Genomic DNA, 24607 nt, shown 5'->3' on the forward strand with positions numbered 1-24607 from the left:
AGATAGACAAGCTGCTGCTGAAAAGAAAGCTGCTGCAGATAGACAAGCTGCTGCAGAAAAGAAAGCCGCTGCAGAGAAGAAAGCTGCTGCAGATAGAAAAGCCGCTGCAGAGAAGAAAGCCGCTGCAGAGAAGAAAGCTGCTGCAGATAGAAAAGCCGCTGCAGAGAAGAAAGCCGCTGCAGAGAAGAAAGCTGCTGCAACAAAACAACCTGCCTTACGGAATCAAACTGCCCAAGCGAAATCATCTATTACAGTTTCAGAGCGAAAGAGAAAGGAAAAGCAAGAGTTTTTAAAGGTTTCTATATATGTAGACACTGGCAAAATTCTTGGACTTGTTTCACTTGGGGTTGTTGCTTCAGCAGTCTTAATGGCAGCATTGGCTTTTTTTATAAGTTAACTTAAAAAGAATTACTTCAAATCAACCTTTTTCTATAGCTGATTATTTATCAAATGAATTCAATGAGCAATTGGGTGCTTGAATAGTGTTCAATTTAGATTCAAGGATCAATCCAGTGATAGATGAGAGAATTAAAGAACTTGTCGATTTCGCAAAATCCGAATCTCCATACCGTTCTGCAAACAAAGGTTGGTTAACTGAAAATATTTTTTTGCAATGGGGATCCGTCAAATCTCAAGACAAGTCTTCAGACGAATTTGATCAGTTTGTAAAAGCATCTGTTTTCTGGCAGCCAATAATACAGATGATCACAGTAATATTTTTCGTTATTTTTTTAGCAACAATGTTTGCTTTTGCACCAGTTGCCTTATCAAAAGGTGGTTTTAATCAGATGAAAGACATTTTTGAATTCAAGCCTATTCCAATTAAAGTTGAACAAAAAGTAATTAACGAGGAAGTTGGGGCATCTCAATCAATTGCTATTAAGAAAAAGACAGTTGATGAAGGTTCTATATCATCTAAGTCAGAAACTATTGAACAAAGAAAAGAGATGCCTTCGACAAAAGATACAAATAGTGCTAATAAACAAACTATTGAAAACAACTCTTCGACTAAGAGAAAGCTAATTACTGCAACAGACTTATTCCAACCAAATCATAGTTAATATTATGGAATTCAAGTGGATCTAATAAGAATCTATTTTCTTTATTTGAAGCATTTAATCTATTAAATAATTTTGCAACCCATAATCAAAGAAAAGATCCCAATCCTTGATTATCTAGTTTTCCTTAAAAAAGACCTTTTTTAGGGGTATCTTTAAAAGGCTGCTCTCCACTTTCAGGGGGTAATGTTTTGCTTTTTTCCGACAAAAGAGCATCTCCCATTGCCTTCATTGTTTCTTTTACCCATCTTTTGATTTTTACTGTTAGCGAATCAGACATGAAAAACCTCTTCATTACTAGCTAACTTAAGATAACTTCTTTTTACTTCATTACCAATTCTTTTCTTCACAATACTTTTTAGTAGCAGGGGATAATTCTATACAACTTGGAAGAATTGATAGCAATGAGATGGTTTGGTCAATGAAAAGACTTTTACCCTAACCTTTAGCAGATGATTTTTTCCCTTCTTTTAAAAATTTCCTGTAATCCTTATCTCCCCAATAACAATCCTCGTAAAAAGTAAAAATAGAAAGTGCCACGCCTGCAAGTAAAAAGGCTCCAAAAATAAGCAGCCAATGGATAAACCCTTCGGAAGGCTTCCAAACTTGAGCCAGAGCTAAATAGTAAGAATAAAATGCCATACCTTAGGATTGCTTGCTTGAGTGTATAAAACCAACTGAAATAAATACTCAATTTTTGGTTCTATTAGCAATCCAGTCGCTCAAAGTTCTTTAATAATAGAAGCGACTTCTCCCTGGCTGTTAATGATTGCACCAAATAGCACAAGTAGAAGTCACTACTGCTATTACAACTCCTCCCCATTTAATAGCTTTCTGAGGAGCGTTAAAAGTTGTCGCTACAAGTATTGCAGCAAGATTGATAACAATAAGCTGATCAGCAGATGGAGATATTCCGAAAGGGCCTACGGATGCTAGTAATTGCATTTAATTTTTATAATTCCACTTGAATTTAGCCTTAAGTCCGAGTGAATAGATACTTTTATTATTCAGGCTTATTAGACATTAACGGATTAGCTTCCTCATGATTTTTAACTTTGAAAAAGTTTAAAGGCAAAGGACCAATTGTTGCTGAAGATTTTTCCTCAGAATGAAATTGACATCCTATAAGAACTCCTTCTCCTAAACCATATTCAATGCGAACGTGAATATCACCGGTGTGTTGATTGGCTTTTAAAAAGACAGGGCCATTACCATTTGGTTTCGATGCCACTTTCATTGGAGGCCAACCAAAATGGCTTTCTATTTCTTTTAAAACACTTATAGCTAAGTTTGCTGATGGAGCCATTATTCCAACGGTAAACCAATCCGTTTCATCAATGTGGATTAGGAGTTCATCGTACAATTTCTTTTCTTGCCTTGAATTTAAGACTGGCGCTGAGTTTATCTTTCTTAGATCATTCAATGAATTAATCATATATTTATTCTTATAAGTATTTTGCTCATACTATCTGATATGAATTATATTCATTAGTTATATTGATAATAATTATTAATACTACGTTAAAAATTACTTTTTGAGTTTGTTTTCATGAAGATCATTAAGTCAACTGCTTCATTCAGTATTTGCAAAAAATATAGGCTTAGATTGACTAAAAGAATAAGTAAATCTTCTAGGGAAATTATATTTATTGGATTAAATCCCTCTACTGCCAATTCTATTTACAACGATGCCACTTTATCAAGATTATTAGATTTTACTAGCATCTGGGGGTATGGATCTCTTGAAGTAATCAACTTATTTGCAAGAGTCAGCAAAAACCCCGTACTTCTTAAGACATGCAAGGACCCTATTGGAGAAGGTAATGATTTAGAGTTGAAAAAGAGAATGAGGTCTTGGTCAGAAAATCTTTATTCTGATTTATGGCTTGGTTGGGGAGTAAATGGAAGGTTTATGAATAGAGATATTGATGTCTTAGGAGTTATTAAAAAGTTCTACAGTAAAAGGCATGAAAAATACCCCTATGCATCAAAACCACTTTCCCTTGGAAGAACAAAAGGAGGATATCCTCGACACCCTTTATATGTAGCGAAGAAAGAAATTTTAAGACCTTTTTGCTAGGTTCATTAGTCAAACGACAGTAGTTATTTTTTCTACAAAGAGATCGAAGCACTTAGTCCCTTAAGAGACCTTAAACGGTTAGCACCCTTGCTAGCGGATAACCAAAGTAAGCACGCCAAAAACCAAAGCTGCCACGACAAAGCCTATACCAAAAAGCCCTGCGACTATCCCTGTATTGAGGTATACGGAAACGGTTGCCAATTCCTTCCCTTTGTTGTCTGACATTGAATGAAAATACGTTTAGGTTAAATGATAAAACTATCATAAGTAGACGTGGTTGAAAATTTTCATTTTCTTAGCGCTTGATTGCTTAATGGATAATTTGAGGCATCCTATTGTTATGAAGACTTTATTCATTATTTTTGACCTTATTCACAATTAATCATTTTAAAAATCTAGCTATCAAATTTAATGACTATTCGCATGCTGACAACAGAAACTCGACGCAGAATCGAAGAAATAATTGATCGACTTGCAAAAGGGGAGTTGGTAACCCTTGAGGAACGAATTCAACTTAAGAAGTATTCCACTCATATCCCTTTTATAGCAGGGAAAGTTAACCAAGCATTAAGAAGAAGGGAGAAATATTAAGATTGATCTTTTATCAAAGGGAGCTTTCTAAATAGAAGGTTTGAATTTATTTTTAGTTAAAAATTTTTAATTTCAACTAATCTAAAAACAACAGTTCTTATGCGAGAAGAAATTATTCCCATGGCTGGTGTTACAAAGCCTGGGCCTCATGATGTGCGATACTTCTTCCAAATTCCTTAATGTTCTGTGTCAAAAGGCTACTGGATCAAACAAGTAACTATTGAAAGCACTGATTTATTTATTGAATACATCCAAACTGTAATTCCTTGGCTTCTATCTGTTGGCGGAGTCGTTATAGCAAAAGATATTAATCAAAATTCAGATTTGAATGAATGGGATGGAGGCCAATTAGGGGTCATTGTAGAGTTTGAATCTAAATTGGCTGCCAAAAAAGCCTTTGAATCGACTATTTTCCAGGAGTACATCAGCTTTCATAGGCTGGAATCAGATTTATTTTTATCTATTTGGGGGAATTAAATCAATTGAAAATTTTTAAATATTAAAAAGAGGCCTATAAATAAAATGGTCAAAAACACTTCAGGGAATTCCTACAAGAACTAACTATTTCTGTTGATTGTTGATCTTTTTTTCATAATTGAGTATTAGAAATTACACCTCTTATTTTCCATGGAGATTCGCGAACAATGGCGCTCAAGAAGTGGGTTTGTCCTTGCAGCCGCTGGCAGTGCAGTTGGTTTAGGCAATCTCTGGGGCTTTGCCTATAGGGCTTCTCAAGGTGGCGGTGCGGCTTTCTTGTTTCTTTATATATTGATCGTTCTAGTAGTTTGCCTACCTGTACTTGTTGCAGAGATGGTTCTCGGTAGAAGCACAGGAAGCAGCCCTCTTATTGCCCCTGTAAAAGCAGCCGGCAGTAGATGGGGGTTCATGGGATGGCTTTTTGTTATTGCTCCATTGGGGATTGGTTCGTTCTATGCCGTCTTAATGGGATGGACATTAGATACATTCTTACACTCTCTTTTCTTTGGCTTGCCAGCCAACATGTCAGATGCTCAAGCATTTTTTGGTTCAATTAGCTCTGGCAGTAGTGTGATTTTAGGGCAACTTCTTAGCTTGATTTTGACGGCAATTGTAGTATCAGCTGGAATTAGAGGAGGCATAGAACGACTTAGTCGCTGGGGGGTTCCTATCCTATTTGCTTTATTAATAATTCTTGCTCTATGGGCAACAACTTTGTCAGGGACATGGGAAGGGTATAGAACTTTTCTTTTTAAAATTGATACTTCTGAATTCTTTAATCCTTCAACTATAAGGAATGCTTTTACACAAGCTTTCTTTTCTTTAAGTTTAGGGATAGGAATTATGGTTGCTTATTCCTCATACTTAGATAAACGGAATCAATTACCAAAAGAAGCCCTTTCAGTTGCTTCTATAGATACGGCTGTAGGCTTATTGGCTGGACTTATAACTTTCCCAATCGTTATGAGTTTTGGCCTTAAAGAAGTTGTTAATGAATCTACTGTAGGAGCATTATTTATTTCTTTACCTACTGGATTAGGTACTTTAGGTTTAACAGGTAGAATCGTAGCTGTTTTATTCTTTGCACTTGCATATATTGCAGCCATCACTTCATCTATTTCTTTATTGGAAGTGCCTGTTTCATCAATAATGGATAGGCTGGGCTGGAAACGATCAAAAGCTGTTTTTGTTGCTACATCCTTAATATTTCTTCTAGGGATTCCTTCAGCATTGAATTTAAATATTTTAGAAAAAATGGACAGTATTTTTGGTGGTGTTTTGCTTATTTTAGGAGGCTTCTTACTATCTATATTCCTTGGATGGGTAGTGCCCAGGATGTTTGATGAGGACCTTGCTGGTTGCAATTCAGACCAAAGAGTTCGCAAATACCTTAAATTTATGCTCCGTTGGGTTTCTCCACCTGTAATTGCTTTTGGTTTAATAGTAAGTGTGATTGATCTTTTCCAAAACTGGTTTGGCTAACATTTTCAAAGGTTGGTTTAATTAAGTTTCTTTTTATAATTTTATAAATTAAACCCAAAAGTTTTTTTTAGATAATTAAAAGAAGCTTAGTTTATCATGAAGCGTTTAATTGTTATTCAACATGTTGATCGAGAAAGTGCAGGTTTGTATGCTGAACTTGCTCTTAAGCTTAATCTTGAAGTAATTACTTGCAGAATGGATCTTAATGCAACCATTCCAGAAATATTTGAAGAGGATATTTTATTGGTAATGGGAGGGCCTATGGGTGTTAAAGATATCAATACTTCCAAATACCATTGGCTTTCAAAAGTTGTCAATCTTCTAAGACTTGCATTGAAAAATAATTTTAGAGTAATAGGTGTTTGCTTAGGAGCACAACTTCTAGCATATGCCGGCGGTGGAGATATTGAAGCTATACGAAGAGGTCCGATTAATAACAAAAAACCAGAAGTTGGTTGGGGATCAATTTACTTTAACAATAAGAATCACCCATTAAATATATTTTCAAACAACAGCTTGGATGTACTTCATTGGCATGGTGACAGGATATTATTACCCCCTAGAGCTGAATTGATTGCAAGTAGCTTAGCTTGCAAAGAGCAATTGTTTAGCATCAATGACTTTGCATACGGTATTCAATTTCATGTTGAAGTTACAGAAGTAATGTTTGCCAAATGGGTTTCAAAGGATGAAACATTTGTCAAGTCTGCATTAGGAGAAAATGCTATCAAGATCTTAAAAACTCAGCAAGAATTATTTTACGAGAAAACTTTAAATAGCCGTATAAAGTTTATTAATAAATTATATAATTTATTAATATAAATATCTTGGGATATAATGAGTTTGATCTTATAAAAATCTTTTACAAGATAATTAGATATTAATTTATTATCAGATATTTAAAACCTCAGAAAAATTTAAGCATGTAATCTTGGCTAGCAATCTTGATTTTTATCAGCTTTTTAATATCCAAATTTCTTAGAAGCAATCATATTTGAAGGCTCAAAGAGTATTGATCTTTTAGGCAAACAATTTTCCAAAGCTGTTTTCCTCATATAAAAACCTCCGATCTTCAGGCAAAAATTAGCTTAGGTTTCAATCTTCAAAAATTCCAACGACGAAAATTCTTGATTCTCCAAGCAGATTAAAGTTGAATATCAAAAAACATTCTCCAAATTCCAGAGACTGCGTTACTTCATGATTTGGTGAGCATTTGCCAGGGGACGACTTATTCAATCCAATTTCAAGGTGCCTACTTTGTTAGAAGAAAATTTTTCATTTCGCGAAACGCCCTATCACCAAAAGAATATCTGGCCGAATTTAACTAAATAAATCAAGGTTTCTTATCTGATTTCTCTTTATTTCTTGACTCTTAAAAACCCTTAAACCTTTTCAATGTAAGGCCTTAATTATTCATCTTTTTTACGGATGTTTAACGACTTTCCCTTCAGCAGCAAAATGACTGTAATCTCTGAGAAGTTTTTAAAATACTTTTCTTACCTATGCAAACCTATGGAAATCCAGACCCCACCTATGGGTGGTGGGTTGGTAACTCTGTAGTAACCAACAAGTCAAGTCGATTTATAGGCTCGCATGTTGCGCATACAGGATTAATTGCATTTACAGCAGGAGCAAACACCCTATGGGAGCTTGCTCGCTACAACCCAGAAATCCCAATGGGTCATCAAGGGATGGTAAGCATTCCTCATTTGGCTTCTATAGGTATTGGTTTTGACCAAGCAGGAGTTTGGACAGGTCAAGATGTTGCCTTTATTGGTATTTTCCATCTTATCTGCTCATTTGTTTACGCACTTGCAGGACTCTTACATTCAAGAGTCTTTAGTCCAGATACTCAGAACTCCTCTGGTTTATTTGCTGATGATCGTCCAGAGCATCGCCAAGCTGCGAGGTACAAGCTTGAATGGGACAATCCCGACAATCAGACATTTATCTTAGGCCACCATTTAATTTTCTTTGGTGTGGCTTGCATATGGTTTGTTGAATGGGCTAAATGGCATGGTATTTATGATCCTGCAATAGGTGCTGTTCGCCAGGTTGAATACAACCTAAACTTGAACGCTATATGGAACCATCAATTTGACTTCCTAACTATTGATAGTCTTGAAGATGTAATGGGTGGCCATGCTTTCTTAGCTTTTGCTGAGATTCTTGGAGGAGCTCATCACATAGCCACAAAAATGGGTTCTGGACTTCTTGGTGAATACACAGAGTTCAAAGGGAAGAATGTTCTTTCTGCTGAAGCAGTTCTTTCTTGGTCATTAGCTGGTATTGGCTGGATGGCCATTATTGCTGCATTTTGGTGTGCTACCAATACAACTGTCTATCCAGAAGCTTGGTATGGTGAGCCTCTAGCACTTAAGTTTGGCATCTCTCCTTACTGGATAGATACAGGCAATATGGATGGAGTTGTAACTGGCCATACTTCACGTGCTTGGCTAACTAATGTTCATTACTACTTAGGATTCTTCTTTATTCAAGGTCACTTATGGCACGCAATTCGTGCACTTGGCTTTGACTTTAAAAGAGTTACAAATGCAGTGGCAAACTTAGATAGCCAGAAGATCACTTTGGCTGATTAAAAAATCTACAATTTAGTTTATGGTTGTTTTATATTAAACTTCTATAAACTAGATTTCTTTAAACCCCGTCAATTTAGACGGGGTTTTTTTTCGCCTATCAAATTATTTATTAAAGGTGACGACTCATTTCATTCATCTGGGATGACTATGTATAAATGCTTGAGTTATTACTCTTATAGACAGACAAGTCATATTGATATAGAAAGAAAAGAGCCTGTCAAGATATTTACTTCCATTTGCAGTAAATACTCACATAAGGCTTCGGGGGCTATCTTTTTACCGCATTTGTGCCCTCATCAAAATCCTAAGGAGGATAAACAGATGACTTATCTCACAAACTACTTCCCAACTCTTATTGGCTTGACTTTAGTATGGTTTGTCGCCCTAGGAATGCGTGAGTTGATCAAGGAAGCCTCAATAGTTATGAAGAAATCAAATGCTTAGGTTCCGACAAGTCATTTTGCAGTTTCCTTCATTGACTCTTTGAATGGATTTATCAGAGATAAAAACGATTTCGCCTTTATATAATTATTGGTTATCAGAACAAACAGATGAAGATGAAAGAGAAAGGCTTTTAATTGCAAATACAGATAGCAAAGCAGTTTATCTATTTAAAGAAGAGCCTTACAAATGGGAGAGTCTATTTCAAAGTATTAGCAGGGAAATAATAAATGGTGACAATGATTCAATTCGTGGGATGAAAGTTTTACTAGATACAATTTCCATTAGTAAAAGAAATGAAATAATTGAATTATTTTCATGCAATGGCTTCTTTAATGAAGCAACTATCAAGCAACTATCAAGTATATCAATTTCAGAATTTCAAAGAAAATCTAAGACTAATAGGCTTAGATTTTTAAGAATATTATTGGTGATTTTCACAAATCCATATGGAATAACAATAAAAAGAAAAAAAAATCATCTATATGAGTTCACAGGCTCTTTTATAAATAACTTAAGGCAAAGAAGGTTTGGCTTTCATTAAAAAAATCATATTAATCATCATGGGATGAAGATTTAAGGTTAAGTTCTCTTTATTTTAGTTATAGTTTCCAAGCCTTCTTTTACTCAGATATTTTCATGAGTGTTCAATTATTGAGTGATTATCAAAGGAGTAAAGATGACAATACAGATGATTCGATATTTTATTCTCAACCAAGATTTGTTCATCACTTAGATGAGGCATTTCGGCAAAGACTTACTGCTTTGTATAGAGAAAAGATCAAATCATCATGCATAATTTTAGATCTAATGTCTAGTTGGGTAAGCCATCTCCCAAAAGAAATTAAATACAAAAAAGTCATTGGTCATGGCCTTAACTTAATTGAACTGGAAAAAAATAAGCGCTTAGATTCCCATTGGGTTCAGGATTTAAATAGCAATCAGAATTTACCGTTAGATGATGACTCAATTGATGTTTGTTTAATGGTTGCCGCATGGCAGTATTTACAGTATCCCGAAAACTTAGCGCTAGAGCTAAGGCGCGTAATAAGAGATCAAGGGCAATTGATAATTTCTTTTTCTAATAGAGCTTTTTGGAGCAAAGCTCCAAAAGTATGGACCGAAGGCTCAGATTTTGATCATATTAATTATATTAAAAATGTCTTATCTGCTCAGGGTTGGCCTGAGCCAGAGTACATTTACGAGTCAACAAAAAGAGAAGGCGCATTGTCTTTTTTAATGGGACATGGGGATCCTTTCTTCTCAGTCTTAGCATCAAATATCTAAGATCTTATTTATAAAGAATGTGATTTATAGTAATTATAAGTTCTTAGCAAAACCCATCTTAAATTCAGAAGAATATTGCTCAATATATTTTACCTCATTTGTATTAATATAAATAATAATCCCACAAAGAATCATATAGTAGCAGGCTGATTTTAATCAATTATAGATTACTTTTTTCAGGTGTTTCATTTTTATCAAAAATAAATTTAAGGACCAATATCGCTAATCCTAATACGAATGTTATAACATTAAATAAAATAACAGGAAAAGAATGTATCTCCCATCCATAAACCTCCCAAAGCACTATTCCGAATATAAACATAATAAACATAACATATGAGATATCCTTAGCTGACTTTGAATTCCATACTTTTAGTAGTTGAGGGACGAATGCAACTGTTGTAAGTGTTCCCGCAACTAAACCAAGTAAATCTATAGAGTCAATGTTCATCAGAAATAACTCCTTAAGGAATGAATAATTTTTGGCGGCTAAAAAGATTGCTGAAATATTAATATATATTATTTACAGATCTTTAGTCTACTAGCTTTACCTCTCATAGTGATTACAAATTAAATTCTCTTTAGGCTACTTTCCTCTTGCCATGGGAATGAAGCTATATCCCATCACATTAGTAGTTATTGCTTAGGTACTTTATCTATTTTAATTATTTTGCAATAACATAGATATATTATGCTAAAACTAATTACCTAGATTTAAATATTTTAATGCCTATCTCAAAAGACATCTTGACTATTGCTGAAGAGAAAGATTCTATAGATTCCTACTTTGAGTGTATTGCTTCTTGCGGTATAGACGAGAAAGACAATGAATGCGTTACAGAGTGCTTAGAAGTACATTTAAAACAGAATTGAACTTTTTGACAGCTTCTAATTAAGCCTTATATAAATCCTAAAAGCCTAGCTCTTGAAGATTCCTTTTATTCTTCATCGTTCTGGTTGCCTTTGAAAAAATTAGAAATAATCCCATAAAGGGCTCCAAATGCCCATGAACCTAATAAGAGCCCAACAACAACAAGTGCGATTGAGAATGCTGATACACCAGCATCATTTGGTCCATAATGAATAGCAGGGTCAAAAGGGTCCATAGGGGAAATTCATAAAGGATATCTCGGAAGACTCTTATGACTCATGAAAATCTTAAGAGTTGCTTTCTGTTCCTTAATACTAGATGGAACAATTAGAGCTTTCAAAAGAACTTTGTATTATTAAATTTCAAAAATTCTAAGAGTTCTGTAAATAGTGTTTCTAAAGACAGTTAAAACATGTTTTTATTCTATAAAAAAATTAACTGGAGAAGGACCTTATTAAGCCTGATTCAGATTGAGTCTTATGATTAATCTGCCTTAAGTACCTTTTTCTTTGTCCGCTATCCTCTATTTCCACATGCCAACCACATGAAAGTCTATGGTCTATTTCTTCAAAGATAATAGAGTCTAATAACCTTTTAGCAGGTCTCTTCTTTGGATTAATCATGTCTCTTTATAATAAAAATAAAGTATTTTGTCAATCCTTCCTATGATTTTGCATTGCTATCCCAACAAATATAGTTTAACTCATGAACATTAAAGGGAGTCGATTACTTGTTCTCCTACAAATAATTATAATACTATTAATAGGATCAAACTCAGCAATGGCTTTAGACAGCTCAGGTAATTTATCAGATTGCCTTATCAAAACTAATTGTATACGTGTTGAGTGGTCTTTCTCTAATTTAAATGAATCTTTTGATGCCCTAGTAAATATTGCCTCTTCATTACCTAGAGTCACTAAAATAGAAAGTAATCAGAACTATTGGCATGGCGTGGTAAGAAGCTTTGTATTTAGATTCCCAGATGATTTAGAGATTCTAAAAATCCCTTCTAAAAAGATAATTCAGGTGAAATCAGCCTCCAGGATAGGCGTAGGAGATCTTGGTGTAAATCAAAAGAGAATTAAAGACTTATATTCAGAACTACAAAAATCTATCTAGGTGAACTTAGGAATTCTCCTAAGTATGATTCTTTAATCTTCTTTTTCTGATGCTTTTAAGGCTTGCAAGGCCATTTTTATATGCGCTTCCATAGCCCCAAGCGCTAAAAGACTTCTAGAGCCTTTTGATTTAACTATAGAATTTTCAAATTCACCAAGACTATCTAGTAAGTCTTTGCTCGCTGAAGACCAATTAACAACTAAACGTTGAAACGACTCTTCCTTATCTATAGATCCCTGGCAATAAGATGAAGACCCAGTTAAGTCTGGTTTTGCATCTGTTAGCAAACTATTTAGTTTTTTGTAGCTTATCGATTCTGGGACAGGAAGGATTTCGCTCATGACAACCACCTAGATTTTTATCTCAATATATCCTATAAACTGAAAGTTAATAGTTCTAGACTGGTGTAATCACCGCCATGCTATTAACCTCTTATTTATAATTAAATTTCGAGCCTAAGCTCTCTTCAAATCATATAAAAGTTTTCTCAAAGGGTTTTATTTTAGAAATGCTTCTTTATTAATTCTTGAAAGTGATTTCCCCGCTCCTCAAAGTTATTGTATAAGTCGAAGCTAGCACAAGCAGGTGAGAGTAAAATGGTTTTAATTGCTCTCTTTAAATAGATTTCAGATGATATTTCAACTGCTTCATTTAGCGTTTTTACGCTATAAACTTTACCTATAAAACCATTGCTTATTAATAATTTTCTTAATTTTTCTTTACTTTCTCCAAAAAGAATAACTGTGGAGACTTTCTGCTGAATATTTTTTATCCATTGAGTGGGGTCACCTTTTTTTAATTGACCGCCTGCAATAAGTATAGCTGGTCCTATAACTGATTTTAGAGCAATTGATGATGAATCAAAATTTGTAGCTTTACTATCATTAAAAATATCTAAGTTCTTACTTGAATATACCTTTTGAAACCTGTGTTCTATACCTTGGAAACTACTTATAGCTTTCTCAATTTGTTTTGACGAAACACCTATTTCTCGTGCTGCAGCTGTAACTAATAATAAGTTTTGCAGATTATGTTCTCCACAGATATTTAGAACAGATGAGTCAAATAAAGGTTGTCCTCTTTCTGAGACTTTACCGTCTGAGTCTATCCAAAAATCTATGGGATTGATATCTTTGTTTAAGCTTGGATTACTAGTACTAACCCATATTCCATCTGGCAATGTTGACTTATTATTCCTTAAGTATTCATCATCAGCATTATAAATTCGTACCGAAGAATTTTCTATTAATTGACGTTTGATCCTGATGTAATTTTCGATTGATCCGTGCCTTTCAAGATGATCTGGAGTCAAAGTTGTCCATATTCCTATTTGAGGTGAAATTTCAGGAGCAGTCTCTATTTGATAACTGCTTAACTCCATTATCAACCATTTTGTTTTTTGTTCAGGTGATTTGTCTAATTCTATTGCAAGTTCACATGCGGCCTTCCCAACATTCCCTCCCAGGCGAGAGTTTATAAAGCTCTGGTTTAAAACATGATTAAGCAAATGGGTAACTGTTGTTTTGCCATTAGTACCTGTTATCCCAACCCAAGGAATATTTTTAAGGTATTGCCAAGCTATTGAAATTTCTGATTTAACCCTTATTCCTTTTTCTCTTAGAAAATTAAGCGTAGGGTTATCCCAAGGAATCCCAGGACTAGTTATTACCAAATCAATATAAGGCAACCATGGTTTAAAGCTGCTTATTGCAAGAGGTTTCCCAAGTTCTACTCTGATTCCCTTATCTTCTAAATCCTTAGCTAATTTAATTAAAGTTTTTTGCTGAGACTTTTCCAAAACAATAACTTTTTGACCTTTATTATTTAGCAGTTTTGCAACTGCCATCCCAGAGCTTCCCAAGCCTATTATGAGTGTTGCTTTATTGGGATGATCAAATCTGTTCACAGGAAATGGGCGATACTGGAATCGAACCAGTGACTCCTACCGTGTCAAGGTAGTGCTCTACCTCTGAGCTAATCGCCCGAAGAAAAACCGACAAGAAGTTTAGTCCTAACTTAGGGTTCTTTTTAGCCAAGGTAGCAGTAAAGGCTTCTAGATAATTTATTTTTTTATTAACTCCACTCTCCAACGTTCTTTCTTAGTCAGATTAAGGTCGAGTATTTCTATACTCCCCCTCCCTTCCATTTGAATTCTGTCACCTATAGAGATTGGTCTGCTAACGCTATTTATAGGTTGCCAATTAAGTCTTATTTTCCCTTCTTTTATTTGCTTTACAATCCTAGCTCTTGAGAAACCAAAACCTGCCGAGGCAATAGCATCTAATCTTTTAGAAGCCTCTACAGAGATGATCTTTCTGGTATTGCTATATGAAGGCAATCTCAATTCTGAAAGATCTAAAGCTTTAAATGTAACTTCTACATCTCTTATGAAACCTTTACAATTATAAAGAGATTGCAAGGCCTCTGATGTACAGATTGCTTGAGCACCTCTATCCCCAGTTATCCATATATCTCCGATTGAGCCGTATTCAATTCCTAACACTTTAAGCAATGCATTTTGAAAATCTTCAGGACTAGTTTTATCAAATAAAAAATTACCTTCTATTTTGATTGCACCTATAGGTAATTGCTTTAGATCTAAAATATCTTCAATACTATCTCTCTTAATTAAAATTCTTTGGCGTTCAGCATTTGGATAACCACCATTACTATAAAAATTTATATCAGCAATTCCTTCAAATATTTTGATTGCTTCATCCCTTACTGGAGCTGGGATAAAAGGTGTCCAAAATGATTCCCATGTAATGAAAACTCTTTCTACAATAGTCAAAAGTTGGTCTATCTCTTTTTTATAGATACAGCCTTTAAGTAATTTTTTTCTGGAAAGTTTCAAATTAAACTAAGATTAATTGTTTCAATTGGATCTATTTCCTTTATAAGTTGCCAGGGCAATTCTATCTCAAACGGTGTTTCCATAAGAATCAGCCAAAATCCTTGCTCATTTCGCTTGAAAAGCGCCTTGAGATCCTCCTGAGATGTATTAACACTTCTTGCTCCAAAAAAACTGCCTATCCAGCCAGAAACCATCCCCAGAAGGCCTCCCAGGAAGGTTTGGGTGGCTCGGCTAAATCCAAATGCAGAAAAGGTTTCTAAGTTTGTCATTCCTGCAAAAGTTAATCCTGCTATAAAGCCAAAAGGCATAAGCCATAGTGACATTTTCTTTTGCCTATCTTTCCTAGACAGATCAGGGTTAAACATTTCCAACTCATTTATTTTGACTTTAGGAGGGTGATCTTTTGAAACCCTTACTTCTGTTGTTCTCAAGCTATCTGTTTTATCTGTTTTTGGCTCTATGACTTGAAAGTTGGAGATTGTAGTAGAACTAGAATTTAACTTTTCCCAGAATTCATATACTGTTTTTTCATGTTCAAGTACCAATATGCAAATCGCCATGAGAATGCTCCTCAATTGTTTAAATTCTGACCTGTGTTATGGAAAACTGATCAAAAACATTTTGCTCATTAAAGTCTATTCAGGCATAGTTTCGCCTTAAATGACAAAAGTTCTTGTTTCAGACCATGTTGACCAATCAGGGATCAACATCCTCAGTCAAGTATCTCAAGTTGATCAACGAGTAGGCCTTTCCGAAGACCAACTCAAGCAAATCATAGGCGATTATGACGCCTTAATGATCCGCTCAGGTACTCAAGTTACCGCTGAAATAATAGATTCAGCAGAAAATCTTCGAATCATTGGAAGAGCTGGTGTAGGAGTAGATAACGTTGATGTAAAAGCAGCAACCAAGAGAGGAGTAATAGTTGTCAACTCGCCTGGTGGTAATACTATTGCCGCAGCTGAACATGCACTTGCATTACTATTAGCGCTTTCCAGGCATATTCCACAAGCACATTCGAGCACAATCGCTGGAAATTGGGATAGGAAAAAGTTTGTTGGCAATGAACTTTATAAAAAAGTTTTAGGTGTAATGGGGCTTGGCAAAATAGGTTCCCATGTTGCAAAAGTTGCCAATGCGATGGGAATGAATGTCATTGCATTTGACCCTTTTGTTTCTGCAGAAAGGGCTCTCCAAATGCAAGTACAACTTAGTTCGATAGAAGAACTTTTTGAAAAGGCTGATTTCATTACTCTTCATTTGCCTAGAACTCCTGAAACGGAAAATCTCGTTGACATGAAATTACTCTCAACTATGAAACAAAATGCGAGATTAGTTAATTGTGCTAGAGGTGGAATTATTGATGAATCTGCTCTGGCAAATGCATTGAACTCAAATATTATTGCTGGTGCAGCTTTAGATGTTTATGCAAAAGAACCATTAGATATTAGCTCCCCACTCCTAAGTATTAAAAGCAACCTTATTCTCACTCCACATTTAGGAGCTTCAACCGTAGAGGCCCAAGAGAATGTAGCTATTGACGTTGCAGAACAAATTAGAGATGTTCTCTTAGGACTCCCAGCTAGAAGTGCAGTAAATATTCCTGGCCTTTCAGCAGAAATAATGGATAGCCTTAAACCTCATTTGCAACTTGCAGAGACGCTTGGTTTATTGCTAAGTCAACTTTCAGGTGGTCAGGTTCAGAAAATCGAAGTTCGTTTAAAAGGGGAATTTGCCCAACATCCTTCACAACCCTTAGTAGTAGCAAGCCTAAAAGGCTTACTTTCCAGTGCCTTGGGCGACAGAATCAACTATGTTAATGCCTCCTTAGAAGCTCAAGGCAGAGGAATAAATGTTGATGAACTCAAAGATGAAGCTAGCCCTGATTTCCCAGGAGGATCTCTTCAACTAACTGCTGTTACCGACAATGGTGCTCATAGCCTTACGGGTACAGTTCTTGCAGATGGTGATTTAAGACTTTCAAGCATCGATGAATTCCCTGTAAATGTCTCCCCAAGCAGACATATGCTTTTTACTAGACATCGTGATATGCCAGGTATTATTGGCAAGCTTGGCTCATTACTTGGCACTCATAATGTAAATATCGCAGCTATGCAAGTTGGTCGAAAAATAGTAAGAGGAGAAGCTGTAATGGTTTTAAGTGTGGATGATCCCATACCATCTGAGCTCCTTATTTCGATTCTTGATGTAAAAGGGATTAATCAGGCTCATTCACTTACTTTGTAAATCTACCTAAATTAATATTAATCAAGTGGTAGATTCTTCAATTTTTTTTTGGTGGAAAATAGAAATAACCTTCTTTCATGAATTAGAGGAAAGCTTGATATCACAATTGAATGGTTTGGGTATAAATAATTACGCAATAGAGCTTTCAATAAAAAATTCTTTTCGTCAAACTCTTAGTGCATGGCTTCCCTCTGATGAATGGTCAAAAAATGATCGCGATGGATTACAAATTGATTTACATTGTTTGTCAAAAAGTTATCCAGGCGAACAATTTTCTATTAAATGGGAAAAAGTTTCTAATAAGGATTGGAGCTCAATCTGGAAGAAATACTGGGCTCCTAATCCAATAGGTGAAAAGATTTTAATCTTGCCATCCTGGCTTGATTTGCCTGCCCAATATTCTAATCGAACAGTCCTAAAACTTGACCCAGGGAGTGCCTTCGGAACAGGTAGTCATCAAACCACTCGTTTATGCTTGGAAGCACTTGAAAGCTTTCCTCTTAAAGGAATTAGAGTCGCAGATATAGGTTGTGGAAGTGGAATTCTAGGGATAGCAGCACTCCGCCTTGGTGCTAAAGAAGTTAATGCTGTAGACATTGATCTTTCAGCTGTAAAAGCAACCTCTGAAAATGCTTTATTAAATGATTTAAATCAAACGCAATTAGCAGTTTCTTTAGGCTCTCTTGATGTTTTAAAAATGCAGTTAAAAAACAACAAAGCTGATTTGATTATTTGCAATACCCTGGCTCATGTTATTAAAGACCTTGCTCCTAAATTTGACCTTATCGGCTCAGATAAAAGCCATCTTCTCTTAAGTGGTTTATTAGTTCATCAAGTTGCTGATCTAACTAGCTTTCTCTCTATATTGGGATGGGGTCTTCTCGCCTCTTACCGATGTGACGAATGGTCATTAATCCACCTATGCAGAAAGGCCAGCTAACCGCAAGGACTCATAAGTTTATCTTATGTATAACTGCGTTTATATTGGATTGATTGTTATTTATAACAATTAAAGGCCACATTTGACCCAATACAGTGTAAAAAGGATTCATCTTGAGGTGATAATTTTTACCTCCAATCCCATAGTTTCCCTTTTTTGATATCCCATGGCTTCTTACAAAGTCACCCTCGTTAGCGAAAGTGAAGGTTTAAATCAAACCATTGAAGTACCTGACGATCAGTACATTCTTGATGCTGCGGAAGAGCAGGGTATCGACCTTCCTTATTCTTGCAGAGCAGGTGCTTGTTCAACCTGTGCTGGCAAAATCACCGCTGGGACCGTAGATCAATCTGATCAAAGTTTCTTAGATGATGATCAACTTGAGGCAGGCTTTGTGTTGACTTGTGTTGCTTACCCTACCTCTGATGTAACCATTACAACTCACGCTGAGGAAGAGTTGTACTAAAAACTAACTGTTTTTTTCAAATAATTAGTTTGATACTTGCGAATAAGCTCTTAATCAGTCACCCTCTATAGGTGGCTGATTTTTTTAACTAAATTTTTATTCGTGGGAACCTACTCATTATCTAACGAAAAAGAAGACAATATCATGGAGCATGGCAGCGTACATGCTAGTGAGGGGGGCCATTTTAGTTATCGTGTCATAGGACCATGTTGCAGACTTTTTGATAGAGAAGATCTGCCTTGGCCTTCTTGTAGCTTGGCCTTCAAAAAAGCTTATGGTATCAACAAAAGCAAGCAACCTAGTTGGAGAAGGATTGGAAGTCGTTTCGTCCCTGATATTGCTGCTAGACGCTGTCCTTCATATTCAGTAGATATTATCCAACCTGGATTTAAGGCAACTCCAACAATACTCACTTTTTTTTCATCTCGATTTGAAGAGACTATGCAAGAGTGGTGGTACAGCAGGCATCCAAAATCGAAACAAGCATCTAATATTTATCCTTCTGAATAAATTTCATTTCAGCATTTTCTTTAAAAAAACTTGTATTTACTTAAAAACTAAGGCTTTAAAAGCTTTTTAGATTTTGCATCTTGGGTTAAGAAAATAAATGATGATGAAGATATAAAGCAGCATTGGGCTTGCAGGCCACTCTTAACAACAATTACTGAGATACTCTTTAATAAGCTCAAATTTAAGAATGAACTTCGATTATCACGCAGTTGCAGCGCTTTTGCATACAGCTATTCCTTTGGCTGCAGGAGCGGCTGGCGTTGGTTACTACATTATGCGTTCTAAAGGTTTAGGCTTCGGAACTTCTCACCTCCTTGTTGGAGTGCCTATGTTTGCAATAGGTGCCGCTGCCGCTGCTTTTTACTACATCACAGCTCCTTAGCATTCTTAAGTTAGGAGTTGCTATTTATAGCTAAAAAAAAAGGGCCTTAAAGGCCCTTTTTTTTTTAGCTAATTTTTTTTAGCCTATGCCAGGGTTGAACTTATTCTGTTCTTCAGAAGCTGGAACATAGCTTTGATTAAGGTCACTACACTGAAGGCTTTCAGCAGTTTGACCAGTAGCCCTTTCACATAATGCTTTCACCTGAGGCAAGTCAAGGACAGCATTCGTGAAATTCGTACCATCAATTACTGTTCCATCAAAACGGCTTTTTAACAGCTCTGCACCACTGAAGTTTGCATTTGAAAGGTCAGCATTATCGAATCGAGTTGCATATGCAATTATATTTTGCATATTTGCTCCTCGAAGATCTGCCTTCTCCAGATTAGAGACGCTGAAATATGAGCCGCTTAAATCTGCGTCGCCAAGATCTCTACCTGAAAGGTCATATTTGACATATTCAGTGTTTTGTAGATTTTGTCCATGAAGACTCGTATCTAGAGTATCCACAGAGGATGGATCACTTGGATATAAAGCATCTACTGCTAAAGGACTTACGATGAGTCCGACAATTACTGGTAATAGGATCAGTAATTTTGAGAGGGATCTTTTCAGGGAAGAAATAAGAGAGGCCATTGAGGACACCAAAGACTTACGGAACAACCGCTACACACATTCTTTCATGATGTGGGTTTACTGCGCTGAGGTATCACGAACTGTTGCAGGCTTTTGTATTTCAATTTGAAGAAAATCCTTTGCTAAAAGGGTGTTTGGGAAAATCGCTTTTGCTTCAGTTAACAGATTATTGGGAGAAAGTTTATTTCCAGGAGCATATCTTGGGCTTAGATGCGTTAAAACAAGCTGCCCAACATTCGCTGCTGAGGCGATTTGAGCAGCCATGGTTGAAGTCGAGTGTTGTCTTTCATAAGCCAATTGGGAATCATTATGAGCAAAAGTTGCTTCATGAATTAATAAATCCGCTCCTTTAGCAAGTCTTATGGCCGACTCCGCAAAAACAGTATCAGTACAGTAAACAAAACTTGTTCCGAGCCGTTTTGGTCCACAAAAATCTTTTCCTTCGAAAGTCCTTCCATCATTTAGTCTAACCGTCTTACCTTCTTGGAGTTCAGCGTATACAGGGCCAGGCGGAATACCCAATCCCTTAGCTTTACTTATATTAAAACGTCCAGGCTTTGGTTTTTGATCAACTCTGTAGGCAAATGATGGAACCCTATGGACTAAAGGAGAAGACCTAACAATAAATTCATTGTCTTCGTAAATTATCTTATTTTCCTCTGCAAGCTTTTCTATTGAATGAATTTGCATTGGATAAGAAACCCTGCTGGAACTAGCTTTGAAGACACCTTCAAGAAAACTCTTCAAAGGATTTGGGCCATAAAGTTCAACGCCAGTACTGTTACCTGCTAAACCTAAACTTGCCAAAAGTCCTGGCAAGCCATAAACATGGTCTCCATGCATATGTGTGATAAATATTTTTGTAAGTTGAGAAGTTCTCAATTCACTACGAATTAACTGATGTTGTGTTCCTTCCCCACAATCAAACAACCATATTTCCGAGCGCTGAGGAAGCCTTAAAGCCACTGCAGATACATTCCTACTTCTTGTAGGCACTCCTGAACTTGTTCCTAGAAATGTAATCTGCAAAATTTTAAGATTTAACTAAAGATGATGTTGTTTTTAGATTCTGGTGATTTTTTAAGAAACTGCTTTTAAATCCAATTATATTCTTAGTTGGTTAAGTTATGAGAAATTTGTCATTTCAAATATTTCTAACGAGATTCTTATCAGGAATTCCTTGTATTTTGATTTTGTTTAATGGAAAAACATTAGCTACTAGAGAACCTATAATCCGTGTATTAGTAAATGAATCCAAAGAAATTTATATTAGAGCTGATACATCAAGGCCAATTCTTGTTGCAGGAATTAACTCGAGCAGAATAAAAGTTAAATCCTTAAGACTTCGAATTGTAAAGGGCCAAATAAAATATTCCATAAATGGAGGCACCTCAAAACCAATTAACAGATCTAACAATCAGCAAATAATTATCAGGACAAGGGATCCTAGAGGGATGTGGCTAGGCAAAAGAAGATATAGCGGTCAATTAAGACTTTTAAATAAAGGTAAAAGCATCAAAGTAGTAAATCATTTACCTCTGGAGAAATACCTGAAAAGTGTAGTGGGGAGTGAGGTCCCAAAAGAGTGGCCTCTAGAAACATTAAAAGCTCAATCTATAGCTTCAAGAACATATGCTCTAAACCAATTGAATAAAAACATTGACTATGATCTTGCTTCAAATATTTCTAATCAGGTTTATTTAGGACTCGAAGCTGAATCACCACGGGTAAACCAAGCTGTAAATTCAACTAAATCATTGGTAATGCTTCATAAAGGGAAGTTAATTGATGCAGTATTTCACAGTAGTTCTGGCGGAAAAACAGAATCAAGTACTTCAGTTTGGGGGAAATATAGACCCTATTTAAGAAGTGTTAATAGCTTTGACAAAGAAAGTCCGGCTAATAGATGGGAAAAGAAGATTGATGCCAAACAACTTAAGAATCTTTATCTTTCGTTAGGAGGTATTAACACTATTCGTGTCTTAAATCGAACAGATACTAAAAGAATTTCAACAGTAAAATTATATGGTCCTAAAGGAACAAAAGTTATTTCTGGGAAAGAAATTAGACAACTTCTAGGATTAAAAAGTAGTCTAGCTAACTTCAAAATGTTACCTTCTAGAGTTAATGCTTCCTATGAAAATGCAAAAGATCCTTACCTTTACTTAAAAACAATTGACACAAAAATAACTAAGAAGAACCCCTCCTTAAAACCAGTTTCAAATATTAATTATATACCCTTAATTCCATTGCCAAAGATAAGTAGAAATCAGTATCTTTTAATAAAAGGTTCTGGCGCTGGTCATGGAGTAGGAATGAGCCAATGGGGTGCAAAAAAGATGGCCGAAGACGGTTATAGTCATAGAAAAATACTCTATCATTTTTATAAGAATATCTACATCAGGCCTTTTACTTAATATTAACTATACATTATTTTATTACCCCGCTGCATTAAAAACAATTTTTGGTTGAATTGTAAGGTCTTCTTTATTCCATGATGCTATTCCAATTAAAGATCCCTCTTCATTCAAGACTAAAATTTCATCTTGAAGTAAATCTTTTTTCTTTGAATTTATTATAGTATTAAAGCTATCTTCCTGAATTAAAAACAATCTACCCTTAATCCAATGAGATAGTTCCAGTTCTTTCCTTATTTTTATATTGGGCAAATGATTTAATACTTTTATAGGATTGATTAAAGTTGGTTTTTTGCATGGCTCTTCTTTATTAAATATTGGCAAAGGTATAACTTCATCAATATTGAACCCTAATGCTTCTGTTCGTCGAAGTTTAGCTAAAGCCCCACCACATCCAATCTCTTCACCTATATCTCTAGCTATAGATCGAATATAAGTTCCTGAAGAACAATATATTTCAATATCTATTTTTCCTGTTTTTTCATTCCAATTTAACAGTTCAAGATTATGGACTGTAATCTTTCTTGAAGGCAATTCAAAAGATTCTCCTCTGCGGGCTTTTTTATAGGCACGTTCGCCTTTTATATGAATACTAGAAAAATCAGGAGGGCGCTGCAGAATATCTCCCTTAAATTTATTTAGAAAAATGTGAAGGGAATTCAAGTCTAATTCAGGCCAAGACCCTTCTGAAATAATTTCTCCTTGAAGATCATTCGTTGTTGTTCTTATTCCAAGCTGTATTGTCCCCTCATATTTTTTAACCGATGGGAGAAATGATAAAAGTCTCGTAGCTTTGCCTATGGCAATTGGCAAAACGCCTGTGACAGCAGGGTCAAGGGTGCCTCCGTGACCTATACGCTTTACACCATATACCTTCCTAAGTCTATTAACGCAATCATGAGAAGTTAAGCCAAGAGGCTTATCTATAGCCAAAAAGCCAAAATGATTACTTTCCATAAAACCATCTAATACTTATTCTTTTCAACTTATTTAGTGGATTTAAGTGATAAGGAAGAGATAAGTTGATAATAAAAATAGATTTAAATCATAATCAAGCATGCATAACTTAGAATTAGATGTAGGACATTTTATTGAATCAGGGTTTGATCTAAAAGAACACTTAGCGCAATATCTGAATCTAAGCGTTGCCGAACTCGAAGAAAGTCTATCAGTAGGGTTAGAAAAAATGTCATCCTTTCATCCAGGATCTTTTAATGCAGATGATATAACAGGATTTTATGAAAATGAGATTGGGAACGCACATCTTTTTGATCTAGCCTCCTGGCATTTAAAAAGTTCTAATTATATAGCTGATACTATCCGTCTTGAGAAGATGTTTGCCCATGGCAATGTATTGGACTTTGGTGGAGGGATAGGGACACATGCTCTTGCAGCTACTGCTATTAAAAGTGTGGATCATGTGTTCTTTGTAGATCTAAACCCACAAAACAGAGAGTTTGTTGCTCACAGAGCTCAAATTTTAGGGGTTAATGAATTAATTTCTGTTCATCGAGACTTGGAAAGTATTCCTGGTATTAAATTCGATACTGTAATTTGTTTGGATGTCTTAGAACATTTACCTAATCCATCAGAACAATTACTAACTTTTCATGATTTGCTTTCAGATAATTCCATTGCATTATTAAATTGGTATTTTTATAAAGGCGCTAATGGGGAATATCCATTTCATTTTGATGAAAAAGAAATGATTGAAAAATTCTTTTTAGCACTTCAAAATAATTTCCTTGAAATGTTTCATCCTTTTTTAATTACAGCCCGGTCTTATAAACCTATCAGAAACAAATAATGACTCTTCTGATCAAGCTATCGATACATTAATGCGTTTTCTGGTTTTGAGACTACGCTTAATAGTTTCAAAATTAACTATTCCATCTTTAAGGGCGAAAAGGGTATCATCTTTCCCTTTTCCAACGTTTAAACCAGGTAAAACTGATGTACCTCTTTGTCTAATGAGAATAGATCCAGCATTAACCTTTTCTCCACCGTAAGCTTTCACACCAAGCCTCTTAGAGTTTGAATCTCTACCATTTCTAGTAGAGCCAGTTCCTTTTTTATGTGCCATGAGAAATTAATTTAGTTAATAGTGTAAAAAGTTTTAGAAGATAATTTAACTTGGTTCTTTTTTTACTTT

The 24607-nt window shown here is 35.4% G+C and carries 34 protein-coding genes and 1 tRNA gene; 20 read left to right on the top strand and 15 right to left on the bottom strand.

Features of this window, described 5'->3' with window-relative positions; translation table 11 throughout:
• Positions 1-397 (top strand): hypothetical protein (locus EV07_RS09895; protein WP_036918406.1); only part of this gene is annotated, 397 nt, incomplete at its 5' end.
• 85 nt (positions 398-482) lie between these two features.
• Entirely contained in the window at positions 483-1061 is a 579-nt protein-coding gene (locus tag EV07_RS05985) for a hypothetical protein (protein WP_036918409.1), read from the top strand.
• 124 nt (positions 1062-1185) lie between these two features.
• On the opposite strand, the gene EV07_RS09900 is transcribed toward EV07_RS05985, so the two are convergent.
• From EV07_RS09900 to EV07_RS06000, 4 genes are all read right to left on the bottom strand, one after another.
• A complete protein-coding gene (locus tag EV07_RS09900) occupies positions 1186-1338 on the bottom strand; it encodes a hypothetical protein (RefSeq protein ID WP_193742675.1) in 153 nt (50 codons plus the stop codon).
• A 158-nt stretch (positions 1339-1496) separates the two neighbouring features.
• A complete protein-coding gene (locus EV07_RS05990; protein WP_036918411.1) occupies positions 1497-1700 on the bottom strand; it encodes a hypothetical protein in 204 nt (67 codons plus the stop codon).
• A 120-nt stretch (positions 1701-1820) separates the two neighbouring features.
• Positions 1821-2003: a hypothetical protein gene (locus tag EV07_RS05995; RefSeq protein ID WP_036918414.1), complete on the bottom strand. Its 183-nt coding sequence runs from the start codon at positions 2001-2003 to the stop codon at positions 1821-1823.
• A gap of 58 nt (positions 2004-2061) precedes the next feature.
• A complete protein-coding gene (locus EV07_RS06000; protein ID WP_052043769.1) occupies positions 2062-2493 on the bottom strand; it encodes a DUF1824 family protein in 432 nt (143 codons plus the stop codon).
• A 114-nt stretch (positions 2494-2607) separates the two neighbouring features.
• Between EV07_RS06000 and EV07_RS06005 the strand changes: the two genes are divergently transcribed.
• The 9 genes from EV07_RS06005 to EV07_RS06045 all read left to right on the top strand — a co-directional run bounded on the left by EV07_RS06005 (position 2608) and on the right by EV07_RS06045 (position 10016).
• On the top strand, positions 2608-3138 hold the full coding sequence (locus EV07_RS06005) for a DUF1643 domain-containing protein (RefSeq protein WP_036918418.1): 531 nt from the start codon (positions 2608-2610) through the stop codon (positions 3136-3138).
• Between the two features lie 423 nt (positions 3139-3561).
• Entirely contained in the window at positions 3562-3729 is a 168-nt protein-coding gene (locus EV07_RS06010; RefSeq protein WP_152557485.1) for a hypothetical protein, read from the top strand.
• 186 nt (positions 3730-3915) lie between these two features.
• Positions 3916-4206, top strand: coding sequence for a DUF1330 domain-containing protein (locus tag EV07_RS06015; RefSeq protein ID WP_036918422.1), 291 nt, complete (start codon positions 3916-3918; stop codon positions 4204-4206).
• A gap of 150 nt (positions 4207-4356) precedes the next feature.
• Complete coding sequence (locus tag EV07_RS06020) at positions 4357-5688, top strand: sodium-dependent transporter (RefSeq protein ID WP_036918424.1); 1332 nt, start codon at positions 4357-4359, stop codon at positions 5686-5688.
• 96 nt (positions 5689-5784) lie between these two features.
• Entirely contained in the window at positions 5785-6510 is a 726-nt protein-coding gene (locus EV07_RS06025; RefSeq protein WP_036918426.1) for a type 1 glutamine amidotransferase, read from the top strand.
• Positions 6511-7190: 680 nt separating this feature from the next.
• The gene (locus EV07_RS06030; RefSeq protein WP_036918428.1) at positions 7191-8288 is read left to right on the top strand and encodes a chlorophyll a/b binding light-harvesting protein; all 1098 of its coding nucleotides are present in this window, start codon (positions 7191-7193) and stop codon (positions 8286-8288) included.
• Between the two features lie 321 nt (positions 8289-8609).
• Entirely contained in the window at positions 8610-8732 is a 123-nt protein-coding gene (locus EV07_RS10125) for a hypothetical protein (protein ID WP_275040922.1), read from the top strand.
• A gap of 43 nt (positions 8733-8775) precedes the next feature.
• A complete protein-coding gene (locus EV07_RS06040; protein WP_036918432.1) occupies positions 8776-9273 on the top strand; it encodes a hypothetical protein in 498 nt (165 codons plus the stop codon).
• 95 nt (positions 9274-9368) lie between these two features.
• The gene (locus EV07_RS06045) at positions 9369-10016 is read left to right on the top strand and encodes a class I SAM-dependent methyltransferase (protein WP_036918434.1); all 648 of its coding nucleotides are present in this window, start codon (positions 9369-9371) and stop codon (positions 10014-10016) included.
• Positions 10017-10176: 160 nt separating this feature from the next.
• On the opposite strand, the gene EV07_RS06050 is transcribed toward EV07_RS06045, so the two are convergent.
• The gene (locus EV07_RS06050; RefSeq protein WP_036918437.1) at positions 10177-10467 is read right to left on the bottom strand and encodes a SemiSWEET transporter; all 291 of its coding nucleotides are present in this window, start codon (positions 10465-10467) and stop codon (positions 10177-10179) included.
• 275 nt (positions 10468-10742) lie between these two features.
• Here EV07_RS06050 and EV07_RS09905 point away from each other — a divergent pair, with 275 nt between their 5' ends.
• On the top strand, positions 10743-10889 hold the full coding sequence (locus tag EV07_RS09905) for a hypothetical protein (RefSeq protein WP_193742674.1): 147 nt from the start codon (positions 10743-10745) through the stop codon (positions 10887-10889).
• Between the two features lie 65 nt (positions 10890-10954).
• Here the strand turns inward: EV07_RS09905 and EV07_RS09665 are convergent, their stop codons facing one another.
• Complete coding sequence (locus EV07_RS09665) at positions 10955-11122, bottom strand: hypothetical protein (protein WP_152557483.1); 168 nt, start codon at positions 11120-11122, stop codon at positions 10955-10957.
• Between the two features lie 470 nt (positions 11123-11592).
• Between EV07_RS09665 and EV07_RS06060 the strand changes: the two genes are divergently transcribed.
• Positions 11593-12006 carry a DUF1499 domain-containing protein gene (locus tag EV07_RS06060; protein ID WP_342626387.1) on the top strand — a complete coding sequence of 138 codons (414 nt, stop codon included), beginning with the start codon at positions 11593-11595 and terminating at the stop codon, positions 12004-12006.
• 32 nt (positions 12007-12038) lie between these two features.
• Here the strand turns inward: EV07_RS06060 and EV07_RS06065 are convergent, their stop codons facing one another.
• The 5 genes from EV07_RS06065 to EV07_RS06085 all read right to left on the bottom strand — a co-directional run bounded on the left by EV07_RS06065 (position 12039) and on the right by EV07_RS06085 (position 15420).
• Entirely contained in the window at positions 12039-12347 is a 309-nt protein-coding gene (locus EV07_RS06065) for a hypothetical protein (protein WP_036918441.1), read from the bottom strand.
• A 161-nt stretch (positions 12348-12508) separates the two neighbouring features.
• Positions 12509-13912: a UDP-N-acetylmuramoyl-L-alanine--D-glutamate ligase gene (gene murD, locus EV07_RS06070; protein WP_036918781.1), complete on the bottom strand. Its 1404-nt coding sequence runs from the start codon at positions 13910-13912 to the stop codon at positions 12509-12511.
• Between the two features lie 6 nt (positions 13913-13918).
• Positions 13919-13990: transfer RNA gene (locus tag EV07_RS06075), tRNA-Val, on the bottom strand.
• A gap of 78 nt (positions 13991-14068) precedes the next feature.
• Entirely contained in the window at positions 14069-14860 is a 792-nt protein-coding gene (locus EV07_RS06080; protein ID WP_036918450.1) for a photosystem II S4 domain protein, read from the bottom strand.
• Positions 14857-15420 (bottom strand): hypothetical protein, encoded by a 564-nt coding sequence (locus tag EV07_RS06085; RefSeq protein WP_036918452.1) that lies wholly within the window; start codon positions 15418-15420, stop codon positions 14857-14859. The genes EV07_RS06080 and EV07_RS06085 overlap by 4 nt, the downstream gene beginning before the upstream one ends.
• Before the next feature lie 100 nt (positions 15421-15520).
• Between EV07_RS06085 and serA the strand changes: the two genes are divergently transcribed.
• The 5 genes from serA to EV07_RS06110 all read left to right on the top strand — a co-directional run bounded on the left by serA (position 15521) and on the right by EV07_RS06110 (position 19405).
• Positions 15521-17107, top strand: a complete 1587-nt coding sequence (serA, locus tag EV07_RS06090; protein ID WP_036918455.1) for a phosphoglycerate dehydrogenase — start codon at positions 15521-15523, stop codon at positions 17105-17107.
• Between the two features lie 25 nt (positions 17108-17132).
• Complete coding sequence (prmA, locus tag EV07_RS06095) at positions 17133-18047, top strand: 50S ribosomal protein L11 methyltransferase (protein ID WP_052043768.1); 915 nt, start codon at positions 17133-17135, stop codon at positions 18045-18047.
• Between the two features lie 166 nt (positions 18048-18213).
• Positions 18214-18513, top strand: a complete 300-nt coding sequence (locus EV07_RS06100) for a ferredoxin (RefSeq protein ID WP_036918460.1) — start codon at positions 18214-18216, stop codon at positions 18511-18513.
• 144 nt (positions 18514-18657) lie between these two features.
• Complete coding sequence (locus tag EV07_RS06105; protein ID WP_052043767.1) at positions 18658-19023, top strand: hypothetical protein; 366 nt, start codon at positions 18658-18660, stop codon at positions 19021-19023.
• Positions 19024-19210: 187 nt separating this feature from the next.
• On the top strand, positions 19211-19405 hold the full coding sequence (locus EV07_RS06110; protein WP_036918466.1) for a hypothetical protein: 195 nt from the start codon (positions 19211-19213) through the stop codon (positions 19403-19405).
• A 78-nt stretch (positions 19406-19483) separates the two neighbouring features.
• On the opposite strand, the gene EV07_RS06115 is transcribed toward EV07_RS06110, so the two are convergent.
• Both EV07_RS06115 and rnz read right to left on the bottom strand, forming a co-directional pair.
• The gene (locus EV07_RS06115) at positions 19484-20038 is read right to left on the bottom strand and encodes a pentapeptide repeat-containing protein (protein ID WP_036918467.1); all 555 of its coding nucleotides are present in this window, start codon (positions 20036-20038) and stop codon (positions 19484-19486) included.
• A gap of 57 nt (positions 20039-20095) precedes the next feature.
• Positions 20096-21067, bottom strand: a complete 972-nt coding sequence (rnz, locus tag EV07_RS06120) for a ribonuclease Z (protein ID WP_036918477.1) — start codon at positions 21065-21067, stop codon at positions 20096-20098.
• 158 nt (positions 21068-21225) lie between these two features.
• Between rnz and EV07_RS06125 the strand changes: the two genes are divergently transcribed.
• Positions 21226-22455 carry a SpoIID/LytB domain-containing protein gene (locus EV07_RS06125; RefSeq protein ID WP_052043766.1) on the top strand — a complete coding sequence of 410 codons (1230 nt, stop codon included), beginning with the start codon at positions 21226-21228 and terminating at the stop codon, positions 22453-22455.
• Between the two features lie 21 nt (positions 22456-22476).
• On the opposite strand, the gene truB is transcribed toward EV07_RS06125, so the two are convergent.
• Complete coding sequence (gene truB / locus EV07_RS06130; protein ID WP_036918480.1) at positions 22477-23412, bottom strand: tRNA pseudouridine(55) synthase TruB; 936 nt, start codon at positions 23410-23412, stop codon at positions 22477-22479.
• A gap of 100 nt (positions 23413-23512) precedes the next feature.
• Between truB and EV07_RS06135 the strand changes: the two genes are divergently transcribed.
• Positions 23513-24262 carry a class I SAM-dependent methyltransferase gene (locus tag EV07_RS06135; protein WP_036918482.1) on the top strand — a complete coding sequence of 250 codons (750 nt, stop codon included), beginning with the start codon at positions 23513-23515 and terminating at the stop codon, positions 24260-24262.
• A 12-nt stretch (positions 24263-24274) separates the two neighbouring features.
• On the opposite strand, the gene rpmA is transcribed toward EV07_RS06135, so the two are convergent.
• The gene (rpmA, locus tag EV07_RS06140; RefSeq protein ID WP_036918484.1) at positions 24275-24538 is read right to left on the bottom strand and encodes a 50S ribosomal protein L27; all 264 of its coding nucleotides are present in this window, start codon (positions 24536-24538) and stop codon (positions 24275-24277) included.
• Between the last annotated feature and the right edge of the window lie 69 nt (positions 24539-24607).

It is taken from the genome of Prochlorococcus sp. MIT 0603, assembly GCF_000760215.1.
In the GTDB taxonomy this organism is placed as follows: domain Bacteria; phylum Cyanobacteriota; class Cyanobacteriia; order PCC-6307; family Cyanobiaceae; genus Prochlorococcus_E.

What these genes read in the sequence shown, in the direction of transcription:
- EV07_RS06065 (WP_036918441.1), bottom strand. Translation starts at nt 12,347, where the DNA reads ATGAGCGAAATCCTTCCTGTCCCAGAATCGATAAGCTACAAAAAACTA.
- EV07_RS06005 (WP_036918418.1), top strand. Translation starts at nt 2,608, where the DNA reads ATGAAGATCATTAAGTCAACTGCTTCATTCAGTATTTGCAAAAAATAT.
- EV07_RS05995 (WP_036918414.1), bottom strand. Translation starts at nt 2,003, where the DNA reads ATGCAATTACTAGCATCCGTAGGCCCTTTCGGAATATCTCCATCTGCT.
- EV07_RS06100 (WP_036918460.1), top strand. Translation starts at nt 18,214, where the DNA reads ATGGCTTCTTACAAAGTCACCCTCGTTAGCGAAAGTGAAGGTTTAAAT.
- EV07_RS06045 (WP_036918434.1), top strand. Translation starts at nt 9,369, where the DNA reads ATGAGTGTTCAATTATTGAGTGATTATCAAAGGAGTAAAGATGACAAT.
- EV07_RS06135 (WP_036918482.1), top strand. Translation starts at nt 23,513, where the DNA reads ATGCATAACTTAGAATTAGATGTAGGACATTTTATTGAATCAGGGTTT.
- EV07_RS06020 (WP_036918424.1), top strand. Translation starts at nt 4,357, where the DNA reads ATGGAGATTCGCGAACAATGGCGCTCAAGAAGTGGGTTTGTCCTTGCA.
- EV07_RS06115 (WP_036918467.1), bottom strand. Translation starts at nt 20,038, where the DNA reads ATGGCCTCTCTTATTTCTTCCCTGAAAAGATCCCTCTCAAAATTACTG.
- EV07_RS10125 (WP_275040922.1), top strand. Translation starts at nt 8,610, where the DNA reads ATGACTTATCTCACAAACTACTTCCCAACTCTTATTGGCTTGACTTTA.
- truB (WP_036918480.1), bottom strand. Translation starts at nt 23,412, where the DNA reads ATGGAAAGTAATCATTTTGGCTTTTTGGCTATAGATAAGCCTCTTGGC.
- EV07_RS06010 (WP_152557485.1), top strand. Translation starts at nt 3,562, where the DNA reads ATGCTGACAACAGAAACTCGACGCAGAATCGAAGAAATAATTGATCGA.
- EV07_RS09665 (WP_152557483.1), bottom strand. Translation starts at nt 11,122, where the DNA reads ATGGACCCTTTTGACCCTGCTATTCATTATGGACCAAATGATGCTGGT.
- EV07_RS06085 (WP_036918452.1), bottom strand. Translation starts at nt 15,420, where the DNA reads ATGGCGATTTGCATATTGGTACTTGAACATGAAAAAACAGTATATGAA.
- EV07_RS06110 (WP_036918466.1), top strand. Translation starts at nt 19,211, where the DNA reads ATGAACTTCGATTATCACGCAGTTGCAGCGCTTTTGCATACAGCTATT.
- serA (WP_036918455.1), top strand. Translation starts at nt 15,521, where the DNA reads ATGACAAAAGTTCTTGTTTCAGACCATGTTGACCAATCAGGGATCAAC.
- EV07_RS06000 (WP_052043769.1), bottom strand. Translation starts at nt 2,493, where the DNA reads ATGATTAATTCATTGAATGATCTAAGAAAGATAAACTCAGCGCCAGTC.
- EV07_RS06040 (WP_036918432.1), top strand. Translation starts at nt 8,776, where the DNA reads ATGGATTTATCAGAGATAAAAACGATTTCGCCTTTATATAATTATTGG.
- EV07_RS06050 (WP_036918437.1), bottom strand. Translation starts at nt 10,467, where the DNA reads ATGAACATTGACTCTATAGATTTACTTGGTTTAGTTGCGGGAACACTT.
- EV07_RS09900 (WP_193742675.1), bottom strand. Translation starts at nt 1,338, where the DNA reads ATGTCTGATTCGCTAACAGTAAAAATCAAAAGATGGGTAAAAGAAACA.
- EV07_RS09905 (WP_193742674.1), top strand. Translation starts at nt 10,743, where the DNA reads ATGCCTATCTCAAAAGACATCTTGACTATTGCTGAAGAGAAAGATTCT.
- EV07_RS06025 (WP_036918426.1), top strand. Translation starts at nt 5,785, where the DNA reads ATGAAGCGTTTAATTGTTATTCAACATGTTGATCGAGAAAGTGCAGGT.
- EV07_RS06030 (WP_036918428.1), top strand. Translation starts at nt 7,191, where the DNA reads ATGCAAACCTATGGAAATCCAGACCCCACCTATGGGTGGTGGGTTGGT.
- rpmA (WP_036918484.1), bottom strand. Translation starts at nt 24,538, where the DNA reads ATGGCACATAAAAAAGGAACTGGCTCTACTAGAAATGGTAGAGATTCA.
- EV07_RS06105 (WP_052043767.1), top strand. Translation starts at nt 18,658, where the DNA reads ATGGAGCATGGCAGCGTACATGCTAGTGAGGGGGGCCATTTTAGTTAT.
- EV07_RS06060 (WP_342626387.1), top strand. Translation starts at nt 11,593, where the DNA reads ATGAACATTAAAGGGAGTCGATTACTTGTTCTCCTACAAATAATTATA.
- EV07_RS05990 (WP_036918411.1), bottom strand. Translation starts at nt 1,700, where the DNA reads ATGGCATTTTATTCTTACTATTTAGCTCTGGCTCAAGTTTGGAAGCCT.